The sequence below is a fragment of the Mycobacteroides sp. CBMA 271 genome (assembly GCF_009729205.1).
Classification (GTDB): domain Bacteria; phylum Actinomycetota; class Actinomycetes; order Mycobacteriales; family Mycobacteriaceae; genus Mycobacterium.
Genome location: NZ_VTHB01000002.1, coordinates 133,959 through 158,279, shown reverse-complemented (window position 1 = coordinate 158,279; position 24,321 = coordinate 133,959). Strand labels below are relative to the sequence as shown.

Below are 24,321 nucleotides of genomic sequence, written 5' to 3'. Positions count from 1 at the left end.
ATGACGGCGTGCGAGGAACTGCTGCGGTTCGTGACGGTCGATCAGCGCGATCCCTTGGCGGCCCCGCTGTTGGCCGAGCTGGCAGTGGAGTACAGCACCCGGTACGGCGGAACCCTTGACGAGCACCGCGACCTGCTCGTCAATTATCCGGCGGAGAAGTTCTCGGCACCCGACGGCGGACTGCTGATCGGTGTGAAGGCCGGTGTCGCCGTCACCGGCGGTGCGTTCCAGCGATACGACGCGGATACTGCTGAACTCAAACGGATCTGGACCTCCAGCGCCCACCGTCGCCAGGGGCTGGCGGCCCGCACCCTGGCCGAGTTGGAGCTGGAGATCCGTGGCCGTGGGTACCGACGCATCTACCTCACCACCGGTCCGCGCCAACCAGAAGCCACGGGGCTGTACCTCTCCGCGGGGTATCAGCCGCTCTACGACCTGAGCTTGTCTGCCGAGGAGATCGGTATCCATCCCTTCGAGAAGGACCTCTAGGGAGACCCCTCGCGAGTGTGCGCTCAGGCAGAGAATTCGCACGGATTCTCTGCGTGGACGCACATTCGAGTCGATCAGGAGCTGTGATGGATCCGGACATGAACCTGCCGCGGCAGGTGCGCAAGGCCGTCGCCGATATCAAAGCAACACTGGACGCCATCGACGACGATCCGCGTGTGGATAGGGCGCGATACCAACTCGATCTGCTGTCAGAGATGGTTTCGCAACGTCCACAAAGGTTTCAGCCGTGGAGCTACTACCGGCCACGCGCGGAAGAGGAGTTCGGCGGCTAGATCTTCAGTAGCAGAGGGCCCTTTTCCTTCAGGGTGAGATTAACGCCGTCATCACCCGGTTCGCGGACGTTGAGCCAACTGTGACGACACTCCTCGGGCTGGCACTGGACGGATACGGATGGCATCCGCGAGCCGAGCAACACTCAGCCGGTCCGTTTACCGGGAGGTACTGGACCGAACAGGTCCAACTCGCCGAGCGTGGACTCCTGGATTTCGTGACCTTCGAAGATTCGTTCGCCCGTACCCCCGCTGGGCGTCTCGACGCGATACTGACCGCCGCGCGAGTGGCCCCAGCGACCACCCACATCGGCCTCATCCCGACCGCGCCGGCCACCCATAACGAGCCGTTTCACATCTCCAAATCGATTGCCACCCTGGATATCGTGTCCGGGGGACGCGCCGGCTGGCAGGTGACCATCGCCGACACCGAGGACGAGGCCGCCGTGTTCGGCCGCACCAAAGTCCTGCCGCTACCAGATCTGCTCGACGAGGCCGCCGACGCCGTCGAGGTGACACGACGGCTGTGGGACAGTTGGGAGGACGACGCCGAGATCAGAGACGTGGCGACAGGTCGCTTCGTCGATCGCGACAAGCTGCACTATATCGACTTCGAGGGCCGATTCTTTTCGGTGAAGGGTCCCTCCATCACCCCGCGGTCCCCGCAGGGCCAATCGGTGGTAGCGGCCCTCGCGCGCAGCCGGCCCGGGCAGGCATTCGCCGCCAAGAATGCCGACCTCGTCTTTGTCACGCCGCACGACGGGGCCTCCGCCGCCGAGATCCCCGTGCGACTGCACAATACGGCGGGCCATCGCGCCATCAAGGTGCTGGCGGACCTGGTGGTCTCCTTCCGGCGTGACGACGAGTTTCGTTCGGATGCAGCAATATTCACCGGGTCCGCCGCGGAACTCGCGGACCTCATCGCCCAGTGGCGCGAGTGGGGGATCGACGGTGTACGCCTGCGGCCTGCCGTCAATGCGCTCGATATTCCGGTCGTAGTTGACGAACTTGTGCCCCTTCTTCAGGCGCACCACGGGTTCCGCGCCGAGTATGGAAACGGAACGCTGCGCGAACGGCTCGGCCTGCCCACTGCCACCAACCGCTATGCAAGGAAGTCGGCATGAACGTCCCACTCTCTGTTCTCGACCTGTCTCCGGTCAGCGAAGGATCGGATGCCGCGACGGCACTGCGTCATTCGGTCGATCTGGCCCAGCGCGCCGAGGCGTGGGGATACCGGCGATACTGGCTCGCCGAACACCATTTCGTCGCGGTGGCCAGCGCCGCGCCCGCCCTGGTCATCGCGCAGGTGGCCGCCGCCACCAGCCGCATCCGGGTGGGCGCCGGCGCGGTCCAGGTCGCCTCCACCACGGCGGCGGCGGTGGTCGAGAGCTTCGGCATCCTCGACGCCTTGCACCCGGGACGCATCGATCTGGGACTGGGGCGCACCGGCCACCGGATCAGGGACCGACTCGCCGGAAACGAGAAGAAGCCCGAACCCGCGCCCGCACGTGAGGTGGACGGTCTACTGATCCCGCGGTCGCCCGCGGAATTCGGGATCAAGGACAACCCGAAGCTGCGGGCGACGGTCGCCGCTCTGCAGCAGCCCGGTGCGCAGGTCCCCGACTTCGAACAGCAGGTGGCCGACATCCAGGCCTTCCTCGACGGCACCTACGTCAGCCCGGAAGGCGTTGCGCTGCATATCCGTCCGGGTGAGGGTGCCGACCTGCCGCTCTGGCTGTTCGGCTCCAGCAAGGGAGAATCGGCACAGGTCGCGGCCCGGAGGGGACTGCCCTTCGTGGCGAGCTATCACACCACCCCATGGTCCACCCTGGAAGCTGTCGAGGCATACCGCGACGCGTTCAAGCCTTCGAAAGCACGCCCGGTGCCCTATGTGATCGTCTCCGCGGATGCGGTCGCCGCCGATGACGAGCGGACCGCGCGCCACCTCGCCAGTACCTTCGGGCAGTGGGTGTACTCCATCCGATCCGGACACGGCGCCATCCCCTATCCCAATCCCGATGATGCGCAACCACTCACGGCTGAAGAACGCCAACAGGTGCAGGATCGTGTCGATACTCAATTCGTCGGCGATGCGGGTCAGGTGGCCGAGCGGCTCGAGGCCTTGGCGCGGGTCACCGGCGCCGACGAGCTCGTCATCACCTCCATCACCCATCGTCACGAGGACCGGCTGCGCTCCTATGAGCTGATCGCGAAGGAATGGGGGCTGATATGACAGAGATCCGGGAAGGAAAGGACCGCAAGCCCATTCATCTCGCCGCTCACTTTCCGGGGGTCAACAACACCACGGTGTGGTCGGATCCCGCCTCGGGCAGCCAGATTGACTTCGCCTCCTTTGTGCATCTCGCGCGCACCGCCGAAAGAGGGCTGTTCGACTTCTTCTTCCTCGCCGAAGGCCTGCGCCTGCGCGAGCACCGCGACCGGATTTACGACCTGGACGTCGTCGGTCGGCCGGATACCTTCACCGTGCTCGCCGCCCTGGGCGCCGTCACCGACCGACTCGGGCTGGTGGGCACCATCAACACCACCTTCAATGAACCCTTCAACGTTGCACGGCAATTCGCCACGTTGGATCATCTGTCGGACGGCCGGGCCGGCTGGAACATGGTCACCTCCTCGGATGCCTTCACCGGCGAGAACTTCCGGCGCGGTGGATTCCTGGACCACGCCGACCGATACCACCGCGCCGAGGAGTTCATCACCGTGGCGCGCAAGTTCTGGGACAGCTGGGACGAGGAGATTCACCCCGTCGACCACAAGGGATCCCAGTTCACGGTGCGTGGAGTGGCGACCGCACCCGTTTCTCCCCAACGCCATCCCGTGCTGCTGCAGGCGGGTGATTCCGCGGACGGGCGCGACTTCGGCGCCAAGCATGCCGATGCGCTGTTCACTATTCACTCCTCGATTCCGGCGGGGCAGAGGTACTACGCCGACGTCAAGGCCCGCGCCGCCGCACACGGACGAAACCCGGATCAGCTCAAGGTCTTTCCGGGGGCCGCCTATGTGCTCGGGGACACCGAACGCGAGGCGGTCGAGAAGGCGGCATACATCAGGGATCAGCAGGTGGGCCCGCAGACTGCTCTTGCGTATCTCGAACAGGTATGGGGCCGTGACCTTTCCGAGTACGACCCGGACGGGCCGCTGCCTGACGTCGAGCCCACCGGGGACGCCTCGATCACCCGCGGCAAGGCGCGGCACGGCGACCCGCGGGAGATCGCCGCGAAATACCGTGAGATCGCGGCGGCCAAGGACTTGTCTATCCGCGAGCTGATCAAGGAGGTCACCTCGCGCCAGCAGTTCATCGGCACCCCGTCACAGGTGGCCGCCGAGGTGGACCGCTACATACAGGCCGATGCCTGCGACGGATTCATTCTCGTCCCGCACCTGACACCGCATGGGCTGGACGATTTCGTGGACACCGTGGTGCCCTTGCTGCAGGAGCGTGGCGCATTCCGGGCCGAGTACGAGCACGAGACGCTGCGCGAGAATCTGGGGCTCGACCCCATCGGCTCACTGACTCAGGGCGATCTCGACCGCATCGCGCAGTGAGCCCGTCCACGCCGGGCCGTGACCGGGAGCCAACACATCGGCGTCCACATCGGCCAGCGCCTCGACACTGCGGCGCGCCTGCTCCATGTCCTTGGTGAACGGGGTGGGCAGCAGCTGTGGCCCGGACCGCGCCGCGATCGGGTGCCCAGTGATGATGGCGTCGCCCACCACCAGTACGTGACCGGCGACCAGGAACGAGCAGTGCCCTCCGGTATGCCCGGGGGTGGGGATGGGCACCGGCGCGCCCGGCAGTACCGCGAGCTCGGGGCCGACGGGCTGAACCGAAGGAATGCCGTCGCGCACCCCGGCGCCGAGGCGCATCGCGTGAATGACCCACGGCAGCCATCCCGGGCGCCACAGATTCAGCAGCACGTGGAGACGATCTGCCTGGTCGACATAGTCGCGCCGTACATTGCCCAGCTCAGTGCTGTGGGCGTAGATGGGGACCCGGTGCTCAGCGGCCCACCAGATTGCGGTGCCCATGTGGTCGATGTGCCCGTGCGTCAACACGATCGCCCGCACATCCTGCGGCCCATGGCCCAGCGCTGCAATGGATTTCAGCACATCGTCGCGATCGCCCGGGTAGCCGGAGTCGAACAGCGTGACACCGGATTCGTCGGATGCGATGACCCAGTTGACCGCTTCCCCGTTGACCACGTGCACGGCGTCGCTGACCTGGGTGATTTCCACCATGGAATGGAGCGTATCCGGGGTGTGGTTAGGGTGGTTGGAGAACTCTGACGATGAGCCGCTTGCGCGAAGAGCGGCATGGACGGTTGAGGCGAGGAGCGCGCGGATGGCACGGGAACTGAAGCTGGGATACAAGGCGTCGGCGGAGCAGTTCGCGCCACGTGAGCTCGTCGAGTTGGCGGTCGCCACCGAGTCTCACGGTTTCGACAGCGCCACGGTGAGCGACCACTTCCAGCCGTGGCGATACAACGGTGGCCATGCCCCGTACTCGCTGGCCTGGATGACCGCCGTCGGTGAGCGCACGCAGCGTCTGCAGTTGGGCACCTCGGTGCTCACCCCGACCTTCCGCTACAACCCCGCGGTGACCGCGCAGGCGTTCGCCACCATGGGTTGTCTCTACCCGGGCCGCATCTTCCTGGGTGTGGGCACCGGTGAGGCGCTCAACGAGATCGCCACCGGTTTTATCGGTGAATGGCCGGAGTTCAAGGAACGTTTTGCGCGGCTGCGGGAGTCGGTGCGCCTGATGCGCGAGCTGTGGACCGGCGAACGCGTCGACTTCGAGGGCGAGTACTACCGCACCAAGGGTGCCGCCATCTATGACGTGCCCGAAGGCGGCATTCCCGTGTACATCGCCGCGGGCGGCGCCGTCGTCGCCAAGTACGCGGGCCGCGCGGGCGACGGATTCATCTGCACCTCCGGTAAGGGCGAGGAGCTGTACAAGGACAAGCTCATCCCCGCGGTCAAGGAAGGCGCAGCGGTGGCGGAGAAGTCCTTCGACGACATCGACCGGATGATCGAGATCAAGATCTCCTACGACCCGGATCCGGAGAAGGCGCTGGAGAACACGCGTTTCTGGGCGCCTCTGTCGCTGACGCCCGAGCAGAAGCACAGCATCCACGACCCCATCGAGATGGAGCGCGCCGCCGACGAGCTGCCCATCGAGCAGGTCGCCAAGCGCTGGATCGTCGCCTCCGACCCCGATGAGGCCGTCGCCAAGGTCGCCGACTACGTCGGATGGGGACTGAATCACCTGGTCTTCCACGCGCCCGGCCACGACCAGAAGCGCTTCCTGGAGCTCTTCAAGAACGATCTGGAACCTCGTCTACGTAAGCTGGCATGAGCCTTCTCCGACGTTTCGTGGACGCGGTGAACACCGTGCCGATCATGGCGCTGAACGTGCCGGGACTACGCAGTCTGGCGGGGCGATACTTCACCGTCGTCACCTACACCGGGCGGCGATCCGGACAGATCTTCAGTACTCCGGTGAACTACTGGCGCTCGGGAGACGACATCGTGATCTGGGTCGGAATTCCCGACTCCAAGACGTGGTGGCGCAACTTCCTCGGCGAGGGCAGGCCCCTGCAGCTCCGGCTCAATGGGGTTGACGTGCCCGGATTCGGTATCGCGAAACGCGAAGACAACGGACGTGTGACGGTGACGGTGCGTCTCGGCGAGAGCGCCCAGAGCTAAGTTGGCGAGCCGATAGGGTCGGGCTATGCATGACGACCGGCGAATTATCGAGGACCGCATTCGGCGTTTCGTCGACAAGCGGCTGAACTGTGCCGTCTACGTGGATTCGGCGCCACTGACGGTGACCGCGTGGGTGGTGCCAGGGGAGCCGGTGCCGTTCACCGAGGCGGTGACGCACGATTTCAGCGAGATCGCCCCGGGGACGCCGTGGGGTGCGCCCTGGTCGACCATGTGGCTGCATGTGACGGGAACTGTTCCGGAGCATTGGCGCCACCGCTCTGACGGTGCACCCGAGCTGCGGGTGGAGCTCGGTTTCACCGGAGGCCCGGGCTTCAACGCCGAGGGTTTGGTGTACCGGCCCGACGGCACCGTGGTGAAGGGGATCGCGCCGCGCAACGCGTTCGTGCCGATCGACGACCCGGTCGCGCCGGTGGACCTGTACATCGAAGCCGCCGCGAACCCCGACATCGGTAAGCACTTCTGGTCGCCAATGCCCTTGGGGGACAAGGCAACCAGCGGTGAAGAACTGCTGTATCGGCTGGGCGGTGTCGACCTCGGGCTGCGTGACCTGAACCTGTGGGGGCTGCTGCAGGACATCGCGACCCTCGACGGGCTGATGCACACGCTGCCCGAGGATCTGCCGCGCCGGCACGAGATTCTGCGCGCCCTGGAGCGCATGCTGGACACGGTGGATCCCGACGATCTCGCGGGTACCGCGGCCGACGGGCGTGCCGAGCTCGCCGAGGTGCTCTCGCGTCCCGCGTATGCCAGCGCGCACCGGATTACTGCCGTCGGGCACGCCCACATCGACTCGGCCTGGCTGTGGCCGGTCCGTGAAACGGTCCGCAAGTGTGCGCGCACCTTCTCCAACATGGTCGACCTGATGGACCGGAATCCCGACTTCCGGTTCGCCTGTTCGTCGGCGCAGCAGTACGCCTGGATCAAGGACAAGTACCCCACCCTCTTCGTTCGCATCAAGGAGAAAGTTGCTGCGGGCCAGTTCATTCCGGTGGGCGGCATGTGGGTCGAGGCCGACACGAACATGCCCGGCGGCGAGGCAATGGCGCGCCAATTCGTGGCCGGTAAGCAGTTCTTCCTCGACGAGTTCGGAATCGACACTCCTGAGGTGTGGCTACCCGATTCGTTTGGGTATTCCGCCGCGATGCCGCAAATCGTCGCCGCCTCGGGGTCGAAGTATTTTCTGACGCAGAAGATTTCGTGGAATTCCGTTAACCGGATGCCGCACCACACGTTCATCTGGGAAGGGATCGACGGCACCGGGGTGTTCACACATTTCCCGCCGGTCGACACCTACAACTCCGACCTTGGCGGCGGAGACCTCGCACATGCCCAGCGAAACTATCGCGACTCCGGTGCCGGCACCATGTCGCTGGTGCCCTTCGGTTATGGGGACGGCGGCGGCGGCCCCACCCGCGAAATGCTGGCCTATGCAACACGAAAGCGCTCGCTGGAAGGATCGCCGACGGTGTCTTTGGGCACCCCGGCCGATTTCTTCGCGGCCGCGCAGGCCGAATATGCCAACCCGCCCCGCTGGTCCGGCGAGCTCTACCTGGAGCTGCACCGCGGCACCTACACGTCGCAGGCGAACACCAAGCAGGGCAACCGCCGCAGCGAGCATCTGCTGCGTGAAGCCGAGCTGTGGGCGGCGACGGCCGCGGTGCGCGCCGGTTTTGAGTACCCGCACGCCGAGCTGGACGAGATCTGGAAACTGGTGCTGCTGCAGCAGTTCCACGACATCCTGCCGGGAAGCTCCATCGCCTGGGTACACCGGGACGCCGAACGTAACTATGCGGCGATTGCCAAACGGCTTGACGTGATCATCGACGCGGCCACTCAGGCCCTGGCGGGCACGGGTGATCGGACACTCGTCTTTAATGCGTCCCCACACGATCGCGACGGGGTATCCGCGTTGGGCGCCGCGGTCGCCGAGCAACCGCGGTCGGTCACACCCACCAAGGTGTTGGGTGGATTCCGGTTGGACAATGGACTTCTCGCCGCCGAGTTCGATACGGACGGTCTCTTGGTCTCGCTCATCGACGCCGCGACAGGGCGGGAGGCGATGGCCGCGCCCGGCAATCTGCTGCAATTGCATCGCGATACCCCGAACCAATGGGACGCCTGGGATATCGACGGGTTCTACCGAAACACCGTTACCAATCTGACCTCCGCGGAGTCGATCGCCGTCGAGGACGACGTGCTGGTCATCGAGCGGGCATTCGGGAATTCGCGTCTTGTGCAACGGATCATCCTGCGCGAGGGATCGCCGTCGCTGGCTATCGATATCGATATTGACTGGCACGAATCCGAGAAGCTACTGAAGCTGGCCTTCCCCTTCGACGTGCAGGCCGATCGCAGCGCTTCGGAAATCCAGTTCGGGCACGTGTTCCGGCCGACGCATGCCAACACCTCGTGGGACGAGGCCAAGTTCGAGATCTGCGCGCACCGATGGGTGCATGTGGGTGAGCCGGGGTACGGCGTGGCGGTGGCCAACGACTCGACCTATGGGCACGATATCGGGCGACGGGGGTCCACCACGGTGGTGCGGATGTCGCTGTTGCGCGCCCCGCTTTTCCCCGACCCCGATTGCGATCAGGGGCGGCATCGGCTCAGGTTCTCGGTGCGACCCGGCGCGATGATCGGCGACGCGGTGGAGGAGGGTTACCGGCGCAACCTCGACCCGAGAATCGTCGAGGGCGGGGTAGATAGCGTCGAACCCCTTGTCAGCGTGGATAATCCGGCCATCGCAGTGGAGTCGGTGAAGCTGGCGCTCGATGGCTCGGGAGACGTCATCGTGCGGCTCTATGAATCCCATGGTGGACGGGCCGGAGCGAAGCTCGTGGCGAACTTCGATCACCGACGGGTGGTCGTCACCGACCTGCTGGAGCGTTCCATTGGAGAGTCCGAGGCAGTCAGTTTCGACGGCAACGACATTCAGCTGACCCTGCGACCGTTCAAGATCGTGACGCTGCGATTCATCGGCGTAGAAAGGCGCGCATGACCGAGCCCAAGGCTTCGAGCATTTACATCGCATCCCCCGAAGGCGACACTGGAAAGTCCACTGTCGCGTTGGGTGTGCTCCATCGCCTCGCAGCATCTGTGGCGCGGGTGGGCGTCTTCCGCCCCATCGCGCGCGCCGGGGAGAGCGCGGACTACATCCTGGAGCTGCTGCTTGAACAGAGCACGGCCGACCTCGCCTACGAAGACTGCCTCGGCGTCTCGTACCACGATGTGCACCAGGACCCGGACGCTGCCATCGCCGAGATCGTCGACCGGTACCACGCGGTCGCCGAACGCTGCGATGCGGTGGTGATCGTGGGCAGCGACTACACCGATGTCGCCAGCCCCAGCGAGTTGAGCACCAACGCCCGCATCGCGGTCAACCTCGGTGCGCCGGTGCTGTTGACCATCAAGGGATTCGGTCGAACTCCCGAAGAGGTCGCGGCCCTCGCCGAGGTCTGTCTGGGGGAGCTCAAGGCGCAGCGTGCGCATACGGCAGCCATCATTGCTAACCGGTGCAACCCCGATCAATTGGACGAGGTGTGCCAGGCGCTGTTGCGGTTCGGCAAGCCGGCCTGGGTGCTGCCCGAGGTGCCGCTGCTGGTCTCTCCGTCGGTCGAGGAACTCATGAAGGCCGTCAAGGGTTCTCTGGTCAGCGGCGATGAAGCGCTGCTGTCTCGTGAGGCGACCAGCTTTATGGTCGCCGGGATGACCGCCGAACATGTCCTGGAACGACTCACCGAGGGGCAGGCAATCATCTTCCCCGCGGACCGTTCCGATGTGCTGCTGGCTGTAGCGAGTGCCCATGTGGCGGAGGGGTTTCCGTCCCTATCGGCGATCATTCTGAACGGAGGGCTCAAGCTGCACCCCCGGATCGCGGACCTGGTGGATGGGCTCGGTCTGCGGCTGCCGATCATAGCGACAGATTCCGGCACCTTCGAGACCGCGAGCGCCGCGGCGCACGCCCGCGGCCGGGTGACGGTCGCCTCGGCCCGCAAGATCGATACGGCCCTGGCGCTGATGGACAAGCACGTCGACGGTGCTGAACTCATTGCCCAGCTGGCTATTCCGATTCCGTCGGTCACCACGCCGCAGATGTTCGAGTACCAGCTGCTGGACCGGGCACGCGATAATCGCAAACGCATCGTGTTGCCCGAGGGCGATGACGATCGGATACTCAAAGCAGCGGGGCGACTGTTGCAGCGACAGGTTGCCGACCTGACGATTCTGGGTGAAGAGGCTGAGATTCGTTCGCGGGCTGCCGAACTTGGCGTCGACATCTCGAACGCGATTGTTGTCAGTCCGAAAACCAGCGAGCTGGCCGAGCAGTTCGCCGGCCAGTACTTCGAATTGCGCAAGCACAAGGGTATGACGGGGGACCGCGCCCGCGAGATCATGCGCAACGTCTCGTATTTCGGCACCATGATGGTGTACAACGGCATCGTCGACGGCATGGTCTCGGGTGCGGCACACACCACGGCGCACACCGTGCGCCCGGCATTCGAGATCATCAAAACCAACCCGGATGTCAACACGGTGTCCAGCATCTTCCTGATGTGCTTGGCTGATCGGGTACTGGCCTACGGAGATTGCGCCATCGTGCCCGATCCCACCTCCGAGCAGCTGGCCGATATCGCGATCTCTTCGGCGCGCACCGCCGCACAGTTCGGCATCGATCCGCGGATCGCCATGCTGTCCTACTCCACCGGATCCTCGGGTAGCGGCGCAGATGTCGAAAAGGTGCGCATCGCCACGGAACTGGTTCGTAGCAGGCAGCCGGAGCTGCTGGTCGAAGGGCCGATCCAGTATGACGCGGCGGTCGAGCCCTCGGTGGCTGCCACGAAGATGCCCGACTCCGCGGTGGCGGGGCGGGCGACGGTGCTGATCTTCCCTGATCTCAACACCGGGAACAACACCTACAAGGCGGTGCAACGCAGTGCCGGCGCCATCGCCATCGGGCCCGTCCTGCAGGGGCTGCGCAAGCCCATCAACGATCTCTCGCGTGGGGCATTGGTCGAGGACATCGTCAATACCGTGGCGATCACCGCGATCCAGGCACAGGACCTGACCCGATGAGCGCCGATGAGCAGCTCGCGCGAAGAGGATCAGGCCTAGTACTGGTTCTCAACTGCGGCTCGTCCTCGGTGAAATATCAACTCATCGAACCGGAATCGGGCCGAGTCGATGCCCATGGGCTCGTCGAGCGGATTGGTGAGGAGCCCGTCCGCAACCACGAAGAGGCGCTCAGGCTGGTGTTCGACTCCATCGATACCGACGACGTCGAAGTAGTCGGCCATCGCGTGGTGCACGGCGGCCAAAAGTTCCATGAGCCGACGGTGCTCGACGACGCGGTGGTGGCGCAGATCGCGGAGCTGTCCTCACTGGCGCCATTGCACAATCCGGCGGGAGTGCAGGGCATCGAGGTTGCCCGACGATTGCTTCCTGACGTACCGCAGGTGGCGGTGTTCGATACCGCGTTCTTCCATAGCCTGCCGCCAGCGGCAGCCATCTACGCGCTAGACCGCGACGTCGCAGAACGATATGGTGTGCGGCGCTACGGTTTCCACGGTACCTCGCATCAGTATGTGTCGCAGCAGGCGGCCGCCTTCCTGGGCCGTGGGTACGCCGATATCAACCAGATCGTGCTGCACCTCGGCAACGGGGCGTCGGCGTCGGCGATCCTGCACGGCCGGGCGGTGGAGACGTCGATGGGGCTCACCCCGCTCGAGGGTCTGGTGATGGGCACCCGTACCGGCGACATCGACGCCGGTATCGTGTTCCATCTGGCCCGCCACGGTATGAGCATCGACGAGATCGACACCCTCTTCAACCGTCGCTCGGGCATGCTGGGACTATGCGGCGCCAACGACTTTCGTGAGGTGCACCGCCTGATCGAGGGCGGAGACGCCGCTGCACAGCTGGCCTACAACGTGTACGTACACCGGCTGCGCAAGTACATCGGTGCCTACATCGCGACACTGGGCGGCGCCGACGTCATTTCGTTCACCGCCGGGGTTGGGGAGAACGACGCGGTCCTGCGGGCCGATGCGATGGCAGGGCTGGAGGTATTCGGGATTGAAATCGATCCGGATCGGAACCTGGTGCGCTCCGGTGAGGCCCGCCGTATCTCTACCGACTCATCGCGGGTGACGGTGTTGGTTGTGCCTACCAATGAGGAACTGGCCATCGCCCGTGCGGCGGTGGGTGCGATTCTCTGACCACCCTCACACTCGGCGAAAAGGGGGTTCACAACAAGGAAGTCGGGCGGGTGGCATTGGCCAGGTCGATCAATGCGTAACGGTGGGCGCGCTCGGTAGCCCGGCGCGCTAATGCCCGCAGGCTCCGCTCAACTCCCTGACGCAGCCCGCGTTTTGTGAACGGAACGCCCAGGATGTGGTGTCCCGTCGAATGATTGGTCTTCATCCAGTCCAACGCGGTGCCGAGCACCAGTGCCCTGATCTGCAGCACACGGGGTTCCGTCTCGGGTAGTGCCTCGACCCTGCGGGCGGCCTCGCGGATATCGTCCTCGGTAACCTCCGAGAGTTCTCGACCGGAAAGCAGCGTGACCGCGCTGGTGAGGCGCGCGGTGGTGAAATGCCGTGAGGTGGGCGGCACATTGTCGAGCATGCGCACGGCCTCGGCCCGTTCCCCTCTCGCGGCCAGGGTGCGGGCCAGCCCGTATCCGGCCGAGATGACGCTGTTGTCGGTGGACCAGACGGTGCGGTACAGGTCCAGATACTTCTCGTCGCCGGCCAGTTCGGCGGTCGCCGCCAGTGCCATCTTCGGGGCGATCTCACCGGGCAAGAAGTCCAGCACGGCGGTGAAATGCTTTGTGGCTTGGTCATAGTCGCCGTTGAGGAGAGCCGCCATCCCGCGGTACCAGGTGAGCCGCCACGGTGTCCCTACCCGGTCTTCGAGCTGATCGAGCTTGCTGTTGGCCTTCGCTACATCGCCGAGATCGAGCAGAGCGCGCGCCTCCATCAGCGGAAGTTCCATTGATTCGGTTAGATCCACGCCGTCAGCGTCGATCCGGCCCAGCCGCGCGGCCTTCAGCGATTCCAGGGTCTGTATGGGCTGGCTCAGCACGGTCGCCTGCAGGATCGCGGCACCCACGTCGGTGGGATCTAGGAGTGGAACCTGAAGCGCTGTCACGATATCTGGAGCTGTCAGGCTGGGCGGGTGGGCGAGTCCGTCGACATATACGTCGGTGTGCGCCACCAATAGATCAACGCCGAACGTCGACCGTGACGGACTGAACAGGGTGGACATGCCCGGCCTTGGCGTGCCCGAGTCCAATGCGACTACCTCGCGAAGCACCCCCACCAGCTGGGTGGCCATCTCCTCGGCGCTGCCGAACCGCGCGGTCGGATCGGGATCGATGGCGCGGCGCAAGAATCGGTGGAAAGAGTCGTATTTGGTGAGCACCGGGTCGTCGTTCGGCAGCCCGTCCTTGTATCGGCCCTTGCGGGTGGGCATCCGCACGGTGAGCACCGCTAGAGTCCGTCCGACCGTGTAGATATCCGAGGCGACGGTGGGCCCGGTCTTGGTGATCTCGGGCGCCTGGTAACCCGGTGTGCCGTAAAGGTTTCCGTAGGCGTTGAGCGACGCCACCGCGCCCAGGTCGATGAGCTTGAGCTGCTCCTCGGTGACCATGATGTTTTCGGGCTTGAGATCGTTGTAGGTGAGCCCGACGGAATGCAGAAAACCCAGTGCGGGCAGGATTTCCAACATGTAGGCGATGGCCTGTGCGACCGGAAGGGCGCTGCCCTTGGGCTGCTTGAGTGAGGTTCCGCCGACGTACTCCATCACGATGTAGCCGACAGGGTTCCCGTGCTGGTCGGCGTGCTCGACGAAGTTGAAGATCTTCACGATCGAGGGATGGGCCACCTCAGAGAGGAATCGCCGCTCGGCCATCGCAATGTTCTGGGCCTCGGCGTCGCCGGAATGCACCAGGCCCTTGAGTACCACCGGCCGGTCGTTGACGTTCCGGTCCACCGCAAGGTAGATCCAGCCCAATCCACCGTGCGCGATGCAGCCCTTGATGGCGTACTGTCCGGCGACCACATCACCCGGATTCAGTTGTGGCAGAAACGAGAAGCTGGAACCGCAGGCAGGGCAGGTGCCTTCACTCTGCGCGGGGCGATCACTGTGCTCGTCATGCTTGTCTTCGGAGCGTCCGACCGGTTTCCCGCAGTTCCAGCAGAACCGTTTGGATTCCTCGACAACCGGATTGGTCATCAACGCAGACAGCGGATCGATTTCCGGAACGCGCGGGATCTCGACCAGTCCGCCGCCGAGCCGCCGGATGGGGGAGAGCCGGACCCGAGTGGTGGTGGCGCGGACCTCCGGCTGGGTGGTGGGTTGCGTCGCCGGCTGGGTGGCCTCGGCGCTCCGGAATACGGCGCGGGTCGACATGGGGCGCATGGTGGATGCGGAGTCGACATCCAGGTCGGCCAGGGACGCGGGTCGGGTGCCCGGCCCCTCGTCCTCGGCCGGCTCTTCTAGCTCGTCCGGATCTTCGCTCATCAGTCCCGGTACCTTGCGCTCGGAGGTGCGGGTGCGGGGCCCAAAACGCTTAACCACTTACGGTACAAGGCATTCCACGTTCCATCGCGCCGGATGCGTTCAAGGGTGCGGTTGACGAACCGGACGAGGTCGGTGTTGTCGAGCTTGATGCCTATCCCGTAGGGCTCATCGCTCATATTGGGCCCGATGATGTGTAGATACGGGTCCTGGGACATCAAGCCGGCGAGAATCGAGTCGTCGGTGCTCACCGCGTCGACCTGTCGTTGCTGGAGTGCCACAAGGCAATCCGCCCAGGTGACCACCGAGATGATCACGGGGGGCGGCGTGATCTGCGAGAGCCGGTTCAACGAGGTGGTGCCCCGTGCGGCGCATACCCGCCTGCCGGAGAGGTCCTGCGCATTGGTGATACCTGAATCCCGTGAGGTCAGAATCCGTTGGTACGTCATCAGATACACCGTCGAGAAGTTGACGTCCTTACGGCGTGCGCAGGTGATGGTCATGGTCTTGACGACAATGTCGACGGTCGAGTTCTTCAACGCGGCGACGCGATCGGCCGAGGACAGGATCCGGTACTCCACCCGCTCGGGGGTGCCGAAGATGTCGCGCGAGATCTCCCCGGCGATGTCGACGTCGAAGCCGGTCAGCTCGCCGGTGATCGGATCGCGGAAACTGAACAGATTGCTTCCAATGTCCAGTCCGACGATGAGTCGTCCCCGCTTGCGAATCGCCGCGACGGCGTCGTCGTTGGCGGCCTTGTCATTGGTGGGTCGCAGGCTCGCCGTGGGGCCGCATGAGGTGTCTACCTTGTCCAGGAGCGCGCGGCTGGGTTCCTGCTCGGTCATTTCCGCCGGAGTGGGCCGCGGCACCGTCAGTTGCGGCAGCGGGGTGGAATTCTCCGGCGTGGAGCATCCGGCCAGCATGACCGCGGTGATCGCCAGTGCGCCGAGTTTGAGTGCCGTTGTTCTCATCATCGGTACTCGCTCAGACGCGGCCACAGCCCGACTCCGACGCACAATGCTCCACCCACCGAAAGGATCAACGCGCCGGCCGACGACAGCGTCAAGGCACGTTCAGCGTTGAGCACTCCCGTCCGAAGTTGGTGTCGGCTGTCTTGTCCGGCGGAGCGCAGCGCCGCGTCGAGACTGTCGAAGGCCGGTGTCGAATCTGTTTCACTGCTGCCCAGCGCCACCTGGGTCGCAGCCTGGTAATTGCCGACGGCAATGTAGGCGTTGATCCGATCATCGGCCTGCCGCCATCTGACCAGCAGCTGTTGCGCCTTCTCCAGGTCTGTGCGGGCGATGGCGTCGGGGTTCGACAGGTACTCGCCGATATTGCGTTCCATGTCGTCGATGCGTTTGTAGTACGACTCCTTGCGGATGCTTTCGTCACCGCGTCGGATGAGTGCAAGGGTCTCGTCCGCCCGGGCCTGCTGTGCCGAGATGACCAGCTGGGTGATGGTTTTGAGCGAGTGGGCGCCGCCATTGCGGGCGTCGGTGCCCAGCGAGGCGGAGACGGCCAGTGCGATACCCACCCAAACCACCATAAGCAGCAGGGCCAACCCGCCGGCCAGCATGCCGGGATTGATCATGCGTCGAGTCTTCTTGGACAACCAGCGATGCGCAAAGACGCCGCCGATCATGGTGCCCAACACGATGAGAATCACCGGGAACGGCACGCGCGTCGATGCGCTCGCTTCCTGATCGACGCGGTTGGACGTCTCTTGGTAGAGGAGTTGCGCGTCCGGGAGGATGGTCCGCTGCATCAGCGCGGACGCCTCGCTCAGATACGAGGCGCCGACGGGGTTGCTCGCCCTGTTGTTGGTGCGCGCGGTCTCCACCAATCCGGTGTAGACCGACAGTTCAGCGTTGATCCGGCTCAACAGCTCCTGCATCGGCCTGTCGGTGAGTCCGCTCGACGCGGCGACGAGCGCGGTCGAGGCGTCGGTGATCGCCTGCTCATAGCGTTCCCGTACTCCCTGCGGTTCAGTTCCAGCGATGAACGCCGTGGCTGCCGCGGCATCGGCCACGGACAGCGTGCTGTAGAGCTGTCCGGCCGAATATGCCAAAGGTTCGGTGTGGTTGAGCACGGTGCTCAGGGCGAGCTGCCGGTTCTGCACGCTCGCCGAGGTGGCGACCGCGGATAGCACTCCCGCGGTGGCGAGCGCGACGCCGAGCAGCAGGATCTTGCCGGGGGTAGACCTGAGGAACCACCACCATGGGTGCGCGGGGACAAGCGTCGTCACCGCGCCGACGGGCTCGGTCGACGGGTGCGCTAGCCGCGTCGTCCCGACAATCACCTCTGACCTTCCTCTCCCCAGTCTCTCCCCGGACCTATTGAGAAGTCTAAGAGCATGTTTAGGTTTCGGTGGCTCTACTGTGGACTCTGTGCGTGGCGACGGTGACGGTTGGGTGGTCGCTGACACGGGTGCGCGGTTCTGGGGGCGATTCGGTGCGGCTGGGTTGCTGTTGCGCGCGCCGCTGCCCGATGGTCAGCCCGCTGTCCTGCTGCAACACCGCGCGTGGTGGAGTCATCAGGGTGGTACCTGGGCGTTGCCGGGAGGCGCGCGGGATAGTCACGAGTCTCCCGAGGAGGCGGCCCTTCGGGAGGCGGCCGAGGAGGCCGGAATCGCTCCGGGAGCGATGACCATCCGCTCTTCGGTGGTCACGAAACGCATTGATGGTCAAGCGCATTGGACGTACACGACGGTGATTGCCGATGCCGCGGAATTGTTGCCGACGGCGGCCAATCACGAGAGCACCGAGCTGCGATGGGTGCCCGAGGAGAAGATCGACGGGATGCGGCTGCATCCCGGATTCGAGTCGGCTTGGCCACTGCTGAGGGTTGTCGAGACGTTGCCAGGCGGGATGGATCGCCAGGGCACAATCGAACTCGAGCCCGGGCGTTTCGCCTGGCAACTCCCGTAGCCGCGCTAGGACCTCGCCGAGTGTGAAGTTATTGCGGTAAATCGGCCGAAATCCCGCAATAACTTCACACTCGGCGACGAAGAGACGCCGCTGACTCGCGCGGATCGGCCGCCGCGGTGATCGCCCGCACCACCACCACTCGGGAGGCGCCGGCCGCGACTACCTCGGGCAGCCGGTCCTGGTCGATGCCGCCGATGGCGAACCAAGGTTTAGACGTGCCCAAGGACGCAGCGGTCCGCACCAGCTCCAGCCCGGCCGCGCTCCGCCCCGGCTTCGTGGGCGTCGGCCAGCACGGTCCGCAGCAGAAGTAATCGACGTCCGCGTCTTCGGCTGCCTCGCGTGCCTGTTCCGCATCGTGCGTCGAGCGGCCGATCAGTACGTCCGACCCGACGATCTCCCTGGCTACGGCCAGCGGCAGGTCATCCTGGCCGAGGTGCAGAATGTCGGCTCCCGCAGCGCGGGCGATGTCGGCGCGGTCATTGACCGCGAACAGCGCGCCGTGCCGTGCCGCTGCCTCACCGAGAACTGCCAGGTAATCGAGTTCCGCACTGGGTTCGAGCCGACCGAACTGCTGCTCACCCACCGACCCCTTATCGCGCAGCTGCACAATGTCCACCCCGCCCGCGAGGGCGGCGTCCACAAATTCGGCGAGGTCGCCGCGTTCGCGGCGTGCATCGGTACAGAGATAGAGGTAAGCCGCCTGAAGCCGGGCCGAGCGCGGGTGCATAGTGCAAGACGCTAGCGTTGTGGGGGTAAGTAACGCGGGAGCCCCTGGATGAGCGGGCTGAGAGTGGGCCAACGATCCCTGCCCTGACCGTCCGACCTGATCCGGATCATGCCGGCGAAGGGAGTTGGCAGGGCTATGAAGCAATCAGTGTCCGTCATCGGCGGCGGTGTCATCGGGCTGTCCGTGGCACGCGAGGCCGCGCGCAACGGATGGCAAGTCACCATTCACGACGACGGCGGCAGGGGCCCGTCCTGGGTGGCCGGCGGGATGTTGGCTCCCTATAGCGAGGCCTGGCCGGGGGAGGAAGAGCTGCTGCACCTGGGTGTCGAGTCGCTGCGTTTGTGGCGTGACGGATTCATCGCCGATGAGGTGGACAACACCGTGATCACCGCACGGGGGTCGCTCACGGTGGCTGTCGACACCGCCGATATCGGCGAGCTACGGACGATGGTGGATTGGTTGGGCGGGCAGGGAGAACACCGACATTCGGTCGCCGAGACCGCGAACGCGCGGGAAGTCGAGCCGCTACTGGCGCAGAACATCCGTCGCGGATTCACCGCACCCGAGGAACTCGCCGTCGACAACCGCGAGGTGCTGCACGTGCTCGCCGCCGACTGCGAGAGCCTCGGCGTGCGTAGGGAGGCCGCTGTAGCCCACCTCGACGCGCTGTCCGCCGACCAGGTCGTCATCGCCAACGGGGTGGGGGCGGCGACACTCGCAGGCCTCCCGATCCGTCCGGTCAAGGGCGAGGTGCTGCGGCTGCGACGGCGCCCCGGCGCAATGCCGCCACCGAAGTACGTCATCCGGGCGCGCGTGCACGGACGCCACGTCTACCTGGTGCCCCGCGAGGACGGCGTTGTCGTCGGCGCCACGCAGTACGAGCACGGTCATGACACCGCGCCGGCCGTCGCTGGAGTGCGGGACCTGCTCGACGACGCCTGCGCGGTGCTCCCGTGTCTGGGTGAGTACGAGTTCGCCGAATGTGCGGCGGGCCTGCGCCCGATGACCGATGACAACCTGCCGCTGGTGGGCAGGATCGACGACCGTACCCTCGTGGCCGCGGGTCACGGCCGCTCCGGTTTCCTGTTGGCGCCGTGGACCGCGAAGGCGATCGGAGCCGCGCTCGACGGCAATGGGATGTCGAGTGCCGCCGACCCACAGAGATTCCAGGAGGCTCGATGAATGTTCAGGTCAACGGTGACGCTCGGGAGGTCGCCGAGGGGGCCAGCATCTGGGAGCTCCTCGACCAGCTGGGCTTTCCCGAGCGGGGGATCGCCGTGGCGATCAACCACACCGTGGTGCCCAAATCTGATTGGGACACCACGGTTTCCGACGGCGCGACGGTCGAGGTCGTCACCGCGGTGCAGGGGGGTTGAGCACAGTGAGTAACAGCGCTGACGGGTCGCTCTGTATTGCCGGCCGGACCTTCGGTTCCCGGCTGATCATGGGTACCGGGGGCGCGTCGAATCTTGCGGTTCTGGAGAGGGCGCTATCGGCTTCCGGCACCGAGCTCACCACCGTCGCGATCCGTCGTGTCGACGCTGCCGGTGGCACCGGGGTGCTCGATCTCTTGAAGAGGCTAAAGCTCACCGTATTGCCCAATACCGCGGGCTGCCGCGGCGCCGCGGAGGCCGTGCTCACCGCGCAGCTTGCCCGTGAGGCGCTGGAAACCAACTGGATCAAGTTGGAAGTCATCGCCGACGAACGCACGCTGCTGCCCGACGCCATCGACTTGGTGCGCGCGGCCGAGCAGCTCGTCGACGACGGTTTCGTGGTACTGCCCTACACCACCGACGATCCGGTGCTGGCCCGCAGATTGGAAGACGTGGGATGCGCGGCAGTGATGCCGCTCGGGGCTCCCATCGGCACCGGGTTGGGCATCACCAACGCACATAACATCGAGATGATTGTGGCGGCCGCAGGTGTTCCGGTGATCCTCGACGCGGGAATCGGCACCGCCAGCGATGCCGCCCTCGCGATGGAACTCGGCTGCGATGCGGTGCTGCTCGCGACGGCCGTGACCCGCGCCGCAGATCCCGAGCGGATGGCCGCGGCGATGGCGGCGGCAGTGACCGCCGGACACCTCGCCCGGCACGCCGGTCGCATCCCCCGGCGCTTTTGGGCGCAGGCGTCCAGCCCGGCGCCGGACGAACCCGCCCGGCAATAGCTGGCATAGTGGGCCGCATGGTCGATGAGCCGCTTGCGCGAAGAGGAGCCAGCATCGAACTGCGGTCGCTGACCAAGGTCTATGGGCAGACCCCGGCGGTCGATGACCTCTCTGTCACCGTCGAGCCGGGCGTGGTGACCGGGTTCCTTGGCCCCAACGGGGCAGGTAAATCGACCACACTGCGCATGATCGTCGGGTTGGCGCGCCCCACTTCGGGGACCGCGACAATCGGGGGCAAGCAGTACCACGAGATCGACCGTCCACTGCGCGAGGTCGGTGCGTTGTTGGATCCCAAGCAGTTTCACCCCAATCGGTCGGCGCGCAACCACCTACGTTGGATCGCCGCCGCCAATGACATTCCCTCCCAAAGGATTGACGAAGTGCTTGAGATGGTGGGGCTCACCGATGTGGCGAATCGGCACGCGGGCACCTTCTCTCTGGGCATGTCGCAGCGGCTGGGCATCGCGGTGGCGCTGCTCGGCGATCCCCAGGTGCTGTTGTTCGACGAGCCGGTAAATGGTCTCGATCCCGAGGGCATCCACTGGATTCGCACGCTCATGAAGAGCCTGGCGGCGCAGGGGCGCACCGTGCTGGTATCAAGTCACCTGCTCTCCGAAATGGCAAATACGGCAGATCAATTGGTGGTCATAGGCCGCGGCCGACTGATCGCGGCCACGTCCATGCATGAGTTCGTCAGTCGCGCTGGTGCCGATGTGGTGCGGGTACGTAGCCCGCAGATCGACACGCTGCGCGCGGCCGCCGAGGAGAGCGGTTTCTCGGTGCAGGGCGGCGACGGAGGTGTGCTGGAAGTTAGCGGAGCCCTCATTGAACAGGTCGGTGAACTTGCCGCGCGTCTTGGCGTCACGCTGTACGAGCTGTCTCCGCAACGGGTTTCGTTGGAAGATGCGTACCTTTCGTTGACTGACGACGCGGTGCAGTACCGAAGCCAGGTCGATGAGCCGCTTGCGCGAAGAGGATCAGGTACCGATGAGCCGTCTCCGCGAAGAGCGACAAGTGCGGTGGCCGACGTGGAGGGTGCGCACTGATGGGGGTCGTCGCGGCTGAACGGATCAAGGTCTGCACCTCGCGTTCGGCAGTGTGGTGCACCCTGCTCGCGCTGGCGCTCGGATTGGGACTCGCGGGCCTGCAGGGCGGCTCGGCTTCGGTGTACACGTCGATCTCTCCCGGCGATGCCGCGGGCGGGGCGACCCTCGTGGGGGTGCCGTTGCTGATGGTGTTGGCGACCATGACGGTGACCAACGAGAATCGAACCGGCATGGTGCGAACGACCTTTCAGGCGTCCCCCAACAGAATGGCAGTCATCGCCGCCAAGTCGTTGGTGGCTGGATGCTGGGTGGCGGCGGTCAGCGCAGTGACCACGCTGACGTCCATCCTGTTGGTGCGTGCCATGGCGGGCTCGGTGGCCGGCGCCAACCTGGACCTGGACAGCGCGGGCGTGTGGAACACCATCGGAGCGGTAACGGTGTATGCATTCTTGTGTGCGGTTCTCGCGGTGGCAGTCGGAGTGTTGCTGAAGCACACCGCGGGCGCTGTTGCGGTACTTCTGTTGTGGCCAACGGTGCTTGAGTTGATGTTGGGTTGGTTTACCGACGCTGGAAAGGCGTTGCAGCCCTTCCTTCCTTTCGCAAACGGAATCCGGTTTACCGGTGTGCCGTGGTACACGGCCGACGGGGTCGAGTTTGTTTGGAACACGACCGGCTCCCTCGTCTACTTTGCTACCGTGGTTGTCATAGCGCTCGCTGCGGCACTGGCTGTCGTGCAGCGACGCGACGTTTAAGGTCGGGACAAGGGAGAACAATGGGGTCCAAGCGGGTTGTGTCTGCTGTCGCAGTGTCTGCGGCATGCGTACTGGCGGCTGTGACGGCATGTGACAGGGGCAGCGACGGCGAAGCGCCGCGTCCAGCGCAGCAGGCCGGATCGCCGGAGGCCGTCGGCTTCGCGCACTCGCTGCACGAGAAGGTGACGATCGACAACGTCGTCAAGCATCTCTCGGCGCTCCAAGATATCGCCGACAAGAACAAGAACACCCGCGCTGCGGGCACTCCCGGCTTTGATCAGAGCGTTGACTACGTCGTGAAGTCGCTGAAGGACAAGGGATTCGACGTCCAGACGCCCGAGTTCGACTTCAAGTACTTCCAGGCCAAGTCCGTAGAGTTGACCGTGGGCCCCAAAAAGGTGGAAGCCGGAGTCCTGTCGTACTCGCCGGGCGGCCAGGTGGAGGGACGATTGGTTCCGGCCCGGGCCGAAGAATCGCCCGGGTGCACCGCCGAGGACTACGACGGGTTGGACGTCAAGGGCGCGGTGGTCCTGGTCGATCGCGGATCGTGCCCCTTCGCCGATAAGGAGAAGGCCGCCGCCGAGCGCGGCGCGGTGGGTGTGATCATCGCGGACAATGTTGACGAGAACACCGTTGGCGGCACCCTCGGTGAGGATGCCAGTCCGAAGCTCCCGGTCGTGGGTGTCACCAAGTCCGTCGGAGCCGAGCTGCGGGCGCACCCCGACCATGTGGTCCTCAAGGTCGATGCCGAGACCAAGGACGTCAAGGCGCGCAATGTGATCGCACAGACCAAGACGGGCTCCACGAACAATGTCGTGATGGCGGGCGCTCACCTCGATAGCGTTCCCGAGGGTCCGGGTATCAACGACAACGGCACCGGCACCGCGGCGGTCCTCGAGACCGCATTGCAGCTGGGGCCGAACCCGGACGTGAAGAATGCTGTGCGGTTTGCGTTCTGGGGCGCGGAGGAGGAAGGGCTGATCGGCTCTACCGACTACGTCAAGTCGCTTGACGTAAAGGATCTGAAAGATATTGCCCTGTACCTGAATTACGACATGCTGGGCTCGCCGAACTCCGCCTACCTGACCTATGACGGCGACCAGTCCGAAGAGCCCGATCCCAACGCGGCCCCGGTGCGGATTCCCGAGGGTTCGGCAGGGATCGAGCGAACGGAGGTCGCGTACCTCGCCGAGCAGGGCAAGAAGGCACACGACACCGAGTACGACGGTCGCTCGGACTACGACGCGTTTAGCAGGGCAGGTGTTCCGACCGGTGGCATCTTCTCGGGCGCCGAGGACAAGATGTCGGCGGAGGAGGCGCGGGACTGGACAGGCAAGGCCGACCAGCCCTTCGATCCGAATTATCACAAGGCCGAGGACACCCTGGCCAACGTGAACAAGGACGCGCTCAACATCAACGCGGGTGGCGTCGCCTACACCGTGGGCCTGTACGCGCAGAGCATCGAGGGGCGCAATGGTGTCCCCGTTCACGAGGACCGCACGCGTCACAAGCTGAAGGACTAGTACCGGATTCACTCCGGCCCGCCTGATCGGCTGTAACAGGTTCATTGCAACGCTGCGAAAGCCCTTGGGAACCAACGTTGGTGCGGTAGCGTGTGCGATTGCTCGATTCGCACAATTCCACTTGGCTTCCAA

General features: G+C 65.1%; 22 protein-coding genes and 1 riboswitch. Of the genes, 17 read left to right on the top strand and 5 right to left on the bottom strand.

What is annotated here, in order from left to right; translation table 11 throughout:
- The 5 genes from FZI91_RS06175 to FZI91_RS06155 all read left to right on the top strand — a co-directional run bounded on the left by FZI91_RS06175 (nucleotide 1) and on the right by FZI91_RS06155 (nucleotide 4,346).
- A complete protein-coding gene (locus tag FZI91_RS06175; protein WP_155937993.1) occupies nucleotides 1-489 on the top strand; it encodes a GNAT family N-acetyltransferase in 489 nt (162 codons plus the stop codon).
- An 86-nt stretch (nucleotides 490-575) separates the two neighbouring features.
- The gene (locus FZI91_RS06170) at nucleotides 576-782 is read left to right on the top strand and encodes a hypothetical protein (RefSeq protein WP_203448755.1); all 207 of its coding nucleotides are present in this window, start codon (nucleotides 576-578) and stop codon (nucleotides 780-782) included.
- 80 nt (nucleotides 783-862) lie between these two features.
- On the top strand, nucleotides 863-1,903 hold the full coding sequence (locus FZI91_RS06165) for an LLM class flavin-dependent oxidoreductase (RefSeq protein ID WP_162525384.1): 1,041 nt from the start codon (nucleotides 863-865) through the stop codon (nucleotides 1,901-1,903).
- Complete coding sequence (locus tag FZI91_RS06160; protein ID WP_155937992.1) at nucleotides 1,900-3,012, top strand: LLM class flavin-dependent oxidoreductase; 1,113 nt, start codon at nucleotides 1,900-1,902, stop codon at nucleotides 3,010-3,012. Before FZI91_RS06165 ends, FZI91_RS06160 begins: the two co-directional genes overlap by 4 nt.
- Nucleotides 2,997-4,346, top strand: coding sequence for an NtaA/DmoA family FMN-dependent monooxygenase (locus FZI91_RS06155; RefSeq protein WP_375234326.1), 1,350 nt, complete (start codon nucleotides 2,997-2,999; stop codon nucleotides 4,344-4,346). The genes FZI91_RS06160 and FZI91_RS06155 overlap by 16 nt, the downstream gene beginning before the upstream one ends.
- Here the strand turns inward: FZI91_RS06155 and FZI91_RS06150 are convergent.
- A complete protein-coding gene (locus tag FZI91_RS06150; protein WP_155937990.1) occupies nucleotides 4,308-5,039 on the bottom strand; it encodes an MBL fold metallo-hydrolase in 732 nt (243 codons plus the stop codon). The two genes, FZI91_RS06155 and FZI91_RS06150, sit on opposite strands and share 39 nt — an antisense overlap.
- A gap of 103 nt (nucleotides 5,040-5,142) precedes the next feature.
- Here FZI91_RS06150 and fgd point away from each other — a divergent pair, with 103 nt between their 5' ends.
- The 5 genes from fgd to FZI91_RS06125 are packed head-to-tail and all read left to right on the top strand — an operon-like array spanning nucleotide 5,143 to nucleotide 12,742.
- Nucleotides 5,143-6,156: a glucose-6-phosphate dehydrogenase (coenzyme-F420) gene (gene fgd, locus FZI91_RS06145; RefSeq protein WP_155937989.1), complete on the top strand. Its 1,014-nt coding sequence runs from the start codon at nucleotides 5,143-5,145 to the stop codon at nucleotides 6,154-6,156.
- The gene (locus FZI91_RS06140) at nucleotides 6,153-6,506 is read left to right on the top strand and encodes a hypothetical protein (RefSeq protein WP_155937988.1); all 354 of its coding nucleotides are present in this window, start codon (nucleotides 6,153-6,155) and stop codon (nucleotides 6,504-6,506) included. The genes fgd and FZI91_RS06140 overlap by 4 nt, the downstream gene beginning before the upstream one ends.
- A 25-nt stretch (nucleotides 6,507-6,531) precedes the next feature.
- Entirely contained in the window at nucleotides 6,532-9,525 is a 2,994-nt protein-coding gene (locus FZI91_RS06135) for a glycoside hydrolase family 38 C-terminal domain-containing protein (protein ID WP_155937987.1), read from the top strand.
- Nucleotides 9,522-11,600 carry a phosphate acetyltransferase gene (gene pta, locus FZI91_RS06130; protein WP_155937986.1) on the top strand — a complete coding sequence of 693 codons (2,079 nt, stop codon included), beginning with the start codon at nucleotides 9,522-9,524 and terminating at the stop codon, nucleotides 11,598-11,600. Before FZI91_RS06135 ends, pta begins: the two co-directional genes overlap by 4 nt.
- The gene (locus FZI91_RS06125) at nucleotides 11,597-12,742 is read left to right on the top strand and encodes an acetate kinase (RefSeq protein ID WP_155937985.1); all 1,146 of its coding nucleotides are present in this window, start codon (nucleotides 11,597-11,599) and stop codon (nucleotides 12,740-12,742) included. The genes pta and FZI91_RS06125 overlap by 4 nt, the downstream gene beginning before the upstream one ends.
- A gap of 28 nt (nucleotides 12,743-12,770) precedes the next feature.
- On the opposite strand, the gene FZI91_RS06120 is transcribed toward FZI91_RS06125, so the two are convergent.
- From FZI91_RS06120 to FZI91_RS06110, 3 genes are read right to left on the bottom strand one after another with little or no spacing between them, the layout of a single operon-like run.
- A complete protein-coding gene (locus tag FZI91_RS06120) occupies nucleotides 12,771-15,050 on the bottom strand; it encodes a serine/threonine-protein kinase PknG (protein ID WP_155937984.1) in 2,280 nt (759 codons plus the stop codon).
- Nucleotides 15,050-16,018 carry a glutamate ABC transporter substrate-binding protein gene (locus FZI91_RS06115; RefSeq protein ID WP_155938526.1) on the bottom strand — a complete coding sequence of 323 codons (969 nt, stop codon included), beginning with the start codon at nucleotides 16,016-16,018 and terminating at the stop codon, nucleotides 15,050-15,052. The genes FZI91_RS06120 and FZI91_RS06115 overlap by 1 nt, the downstream gene beginning before the upstream one ends.
- Nucleotides 16,018-17,346: a hypothetical protein gene (locus tag FZI91_RS06110; RefSeq protein WP_162525383.1), complete on the bottom strand. Its 1,329-nt coding sequence runs from the start codon at nucleotides 17,344-17,346 to the stop codon at nucleotides 16,018-16,020. Before FZI91_RS06110 ends, FZI91_RS06115 begins: the two co-directional genes overlap by 1 nt.
- Nucleotides 17,347-17,434: 88 nt before the next feature.
- Here FZI91_RS06110 and FZI91_RS06105 point away from each other — a divergent pair, with 88 nt between their 5' ends.
- Entirely contained in the window at nucleotides 17,435-17,974 is a 540-nt protein-coding gene (locus FZI91_RS06105; RefSeq protein WP_162525382.1) for an NUDIX domain-containing protein, read from the top strand.
- 64 nt (nucleotides 17,975-18,038) lie between these two features.
- On the opposite strand, the gene thiE is transcribed toward FZI91_RS06105, so the two are convergent.
- A complete protein-coding gene (gene thiE, locus FZI91_RS06100; RefSeq protein ID WP_155937982.1) occupies nucleotides 18,039-18,701 on the bottom strand; it encodes a thiamine phosphate synthase in 663 nt (220 codons plus the stop codon).
- 24 nt (nucleotides 18,702-18,725) lie between these two features.
- Nucleotides 18,726-18,841: riboswitch (TPP riboswitch) on the top strand.
- Here thiE and thiO point away from each other — a divergent pair.
- From thiO to FZI91_RS06070, 6 genes are all read left to right on the top strand, one after another.
- A complete protein-coding gene (gene thiO / locus FZI91_RS06095; RefSeq protein WP_203448754.1) occupies nucleotides 18,810-19,883 on the top strand; it encodes a glycine oxidase ThiO in 1,074 nt (357 codons plus the stop codon). (Overlaps the previous riboswitch by 32 nt.)
- Nucleotides 19,880-20,077: a sulfur carrier protein ThiS gene (gene thiS, locus FZI91_RS06090; RefSeq protein WP_155937980.1), complete on the top strand. Its 198-nt coding sequence runs from the start codon at nucleotides 19,880-19,882 to the stop codon at nucleotides 20,075-20,077. Before thiO ends, thiS begins: the two co-directional genes overlap by 4 nt.
- A gap of 68 nt (nucleotides 20,078-20,145) precedes the next feature.
- Nucleotides 20,146-20,868 carry a thiazole synthase gene (locus FZI91_RS06085; RefSeq protein ID WP_239001582.1) on the top strand — a complete coding sequence of 241 codons (723 nt, stop codon included), beginning with the start codon at nucleotides 20,146-20,148 and terminating at the stop codon, nucleotides 20,866-20,868.
- 17 nt (nucleotides 20,869-20,885) lie between these two features.
- The gene (locus tag FZI91_RS06080; RefSeq protein WP_155937978.1) at nucleotides 20,886-21,914 is read left to right on the top strand and encodes an ABC transporter ATP-binding protein; all 1,029 of its coding nucleotides are present in this window, start codon (nucleotides 20,886-20,888) and stop codon (nucleotides 21,912-21,914) included.
- Nucleotides 21,914-22,666, top strand: coding sequence for an ABC transporter permease (locus FZI91_RS06075; RefSeq protein WP_155937977.1), 753 nt, complete (start codon nucleotides 21,914-21,916; stop codon nucleotides 22,664-22,666). The genes FZI91_RS06080 and FZI91_RS06075 overlap by 1 nt, the downstream gene beginning before the upstream one ends.
- Before the next feature lie 20 nt (nucleotides 22,667-22,686).
- The gene (locus FZI91_RS06070; RefSeq protein ID WP_155937976.1) at nucleotides 22,687-24,189 is read left to right on the top strand and encodes a M28 family metallopeptidase; all 1,503 of its coding nucleotides are present in this window, start codon (nucleotides 22,687-22,689) and stop codon (nucleotides 24,187-24,189) included.
- The last annotated feature ends 132 nt before the right edge of the window (nucleotides 24,190-24,321 follow it).

Excerpts from the sequence above, each read along its gene's own strand:
- FZI91_RS06160 (WP_155937992.1), top strand. The coding sequence starts at position 1,900 with ATGAACGTCCCACTCTCTGTTCTCGACCTGTCTCCGGTCAGCGAAGGA.
- FZI91_RS06135 (WP_155937987.1), top strand. The coding sequence starts at position 6,532 with ATGCATGACGACCGGCGAATTATCGAGGACCGCATTCGGCGTTTCGTC.
- FZI91_RS06125 (WP_155937985.1), top strand. The coding sequence starts at position 11,597 with ATGAGCGCCGATGAGCAGCTCGCGCGAAGAGGATCAGGCCTAGTACTG.
- FZI91_RS06120 (WP_155937984.1), bottom strand. The coding sequence starts at position 15,050 with ATGAGCGAAGATCCGGACGAGCTAGAAGAGCCGGCCGAGGACGAGGGG.
- FZI91_RS06175 (WP_155937993.1), top strand. The coding sequence starts at position 1 with ATGACGGCGTGCGAGGAACTGCTGCGGTTCGTGACGGTCGATCAGCGC.
- FZI91_RS06140 (WP_155937988.1), top strand. The coding sequence starts at position 6,153 with ATGAGCCTTCTCCGACGTTTCGTGGACGCGGTGAACACCGTGCCGATC.
- fgd (WP_155937989.1), top strand. The coding sequence starts at position 5,143 with ATGGCACGGGAACTGAAGCTGGGATACAAGGCGTCGGCGGAGCAGTTC.
- FZI91_RS06115 (WP_155938526.1), bottom strand. The coding sequence starts at position 16,018 with ATGAGAACAACGGCACTCAAACTCGGCGCACTGGCGATCACCGCGGTC.
- thiO (WP_203448754.1), top strand. The coding sequence starts at position 18,810 with ATGCCGGCGAAGGGAGTTGGCAGGGCTATGAAGCAATCAGTGTCCGTC.
- thiS (WP_155937980.1), top strand. The coding sequence starts at position 19,880 with ATGAATGTTCAGGTCAACGGTGACGCTCGGGAGGTCGCCGAGGGGGCC.
- pta (WP_155937986.1), top strand. The coding sequence starts at position 9,522 with ATGACCGAGCCCAAGGCTTCGAGCATTTACATCGCATCCCCCGAAGGC.
- FZI91_RS06150 (WP_155937990.1), bottom strand. The coding sequence starts at position 5,039 with ATGGTGGAAATCACCCAGGTCAGCGACGCCGTGCACGTGGTCAACGGG.
- FZI91_RS06085 (WP_239001582.1), top strand. The coding sequence starts at position 20,146 with ATGGGTACCGGGGGCGCGTCGAATCTTGCGGTTCTGGAGAGGGCGCTA.
- FZI91_RS06075 (WP_155937977.1), top strand. The coding sequence starts at position 21,914 with ATGGGGGTCGTCGCGGCTGAACGGATCAAGGTCTGCACCTCGCGTTCG.
- FZI91_RS06155 (WP_375234326.1), top strand. The coding sequence starts at position 2,997 with ATGGGGGCTGATATGACAGAGATCCGGGAAGGAAAGGACCGCAAGCCC.
- FZI91_RS06170 (WP_203448755.1), top strand. The coding sequence starts at position 576 with ATGGATCCGGACATGAACCTGCCGCGGCAGGTGCGCAAGGCCGTCGCC.
- thiE (WP_155937982.1), bottom strand. The coding sequence starts at position 18,701 with ATGCACCCGCGCTCGGCCCGGCTTCAGGCGGCTTACCTCTATCTCTGT.
- FZI91_RS06070 (WP_155937976.1), top strand. The coding sequence starts at position 22,687 with ATGGGGTCCAAGCGGGTTGTGTCTGCTGTCGCAGTGTCTGCGGCATGC.
- FZI91_RS06080 (WP_155937978.1), top strand. The coding sequence starts at position 20,886 with ATGGTCGATGAGCCGCTTGCGCGAAGAGGAGCCAGCATCGAACTGCGG.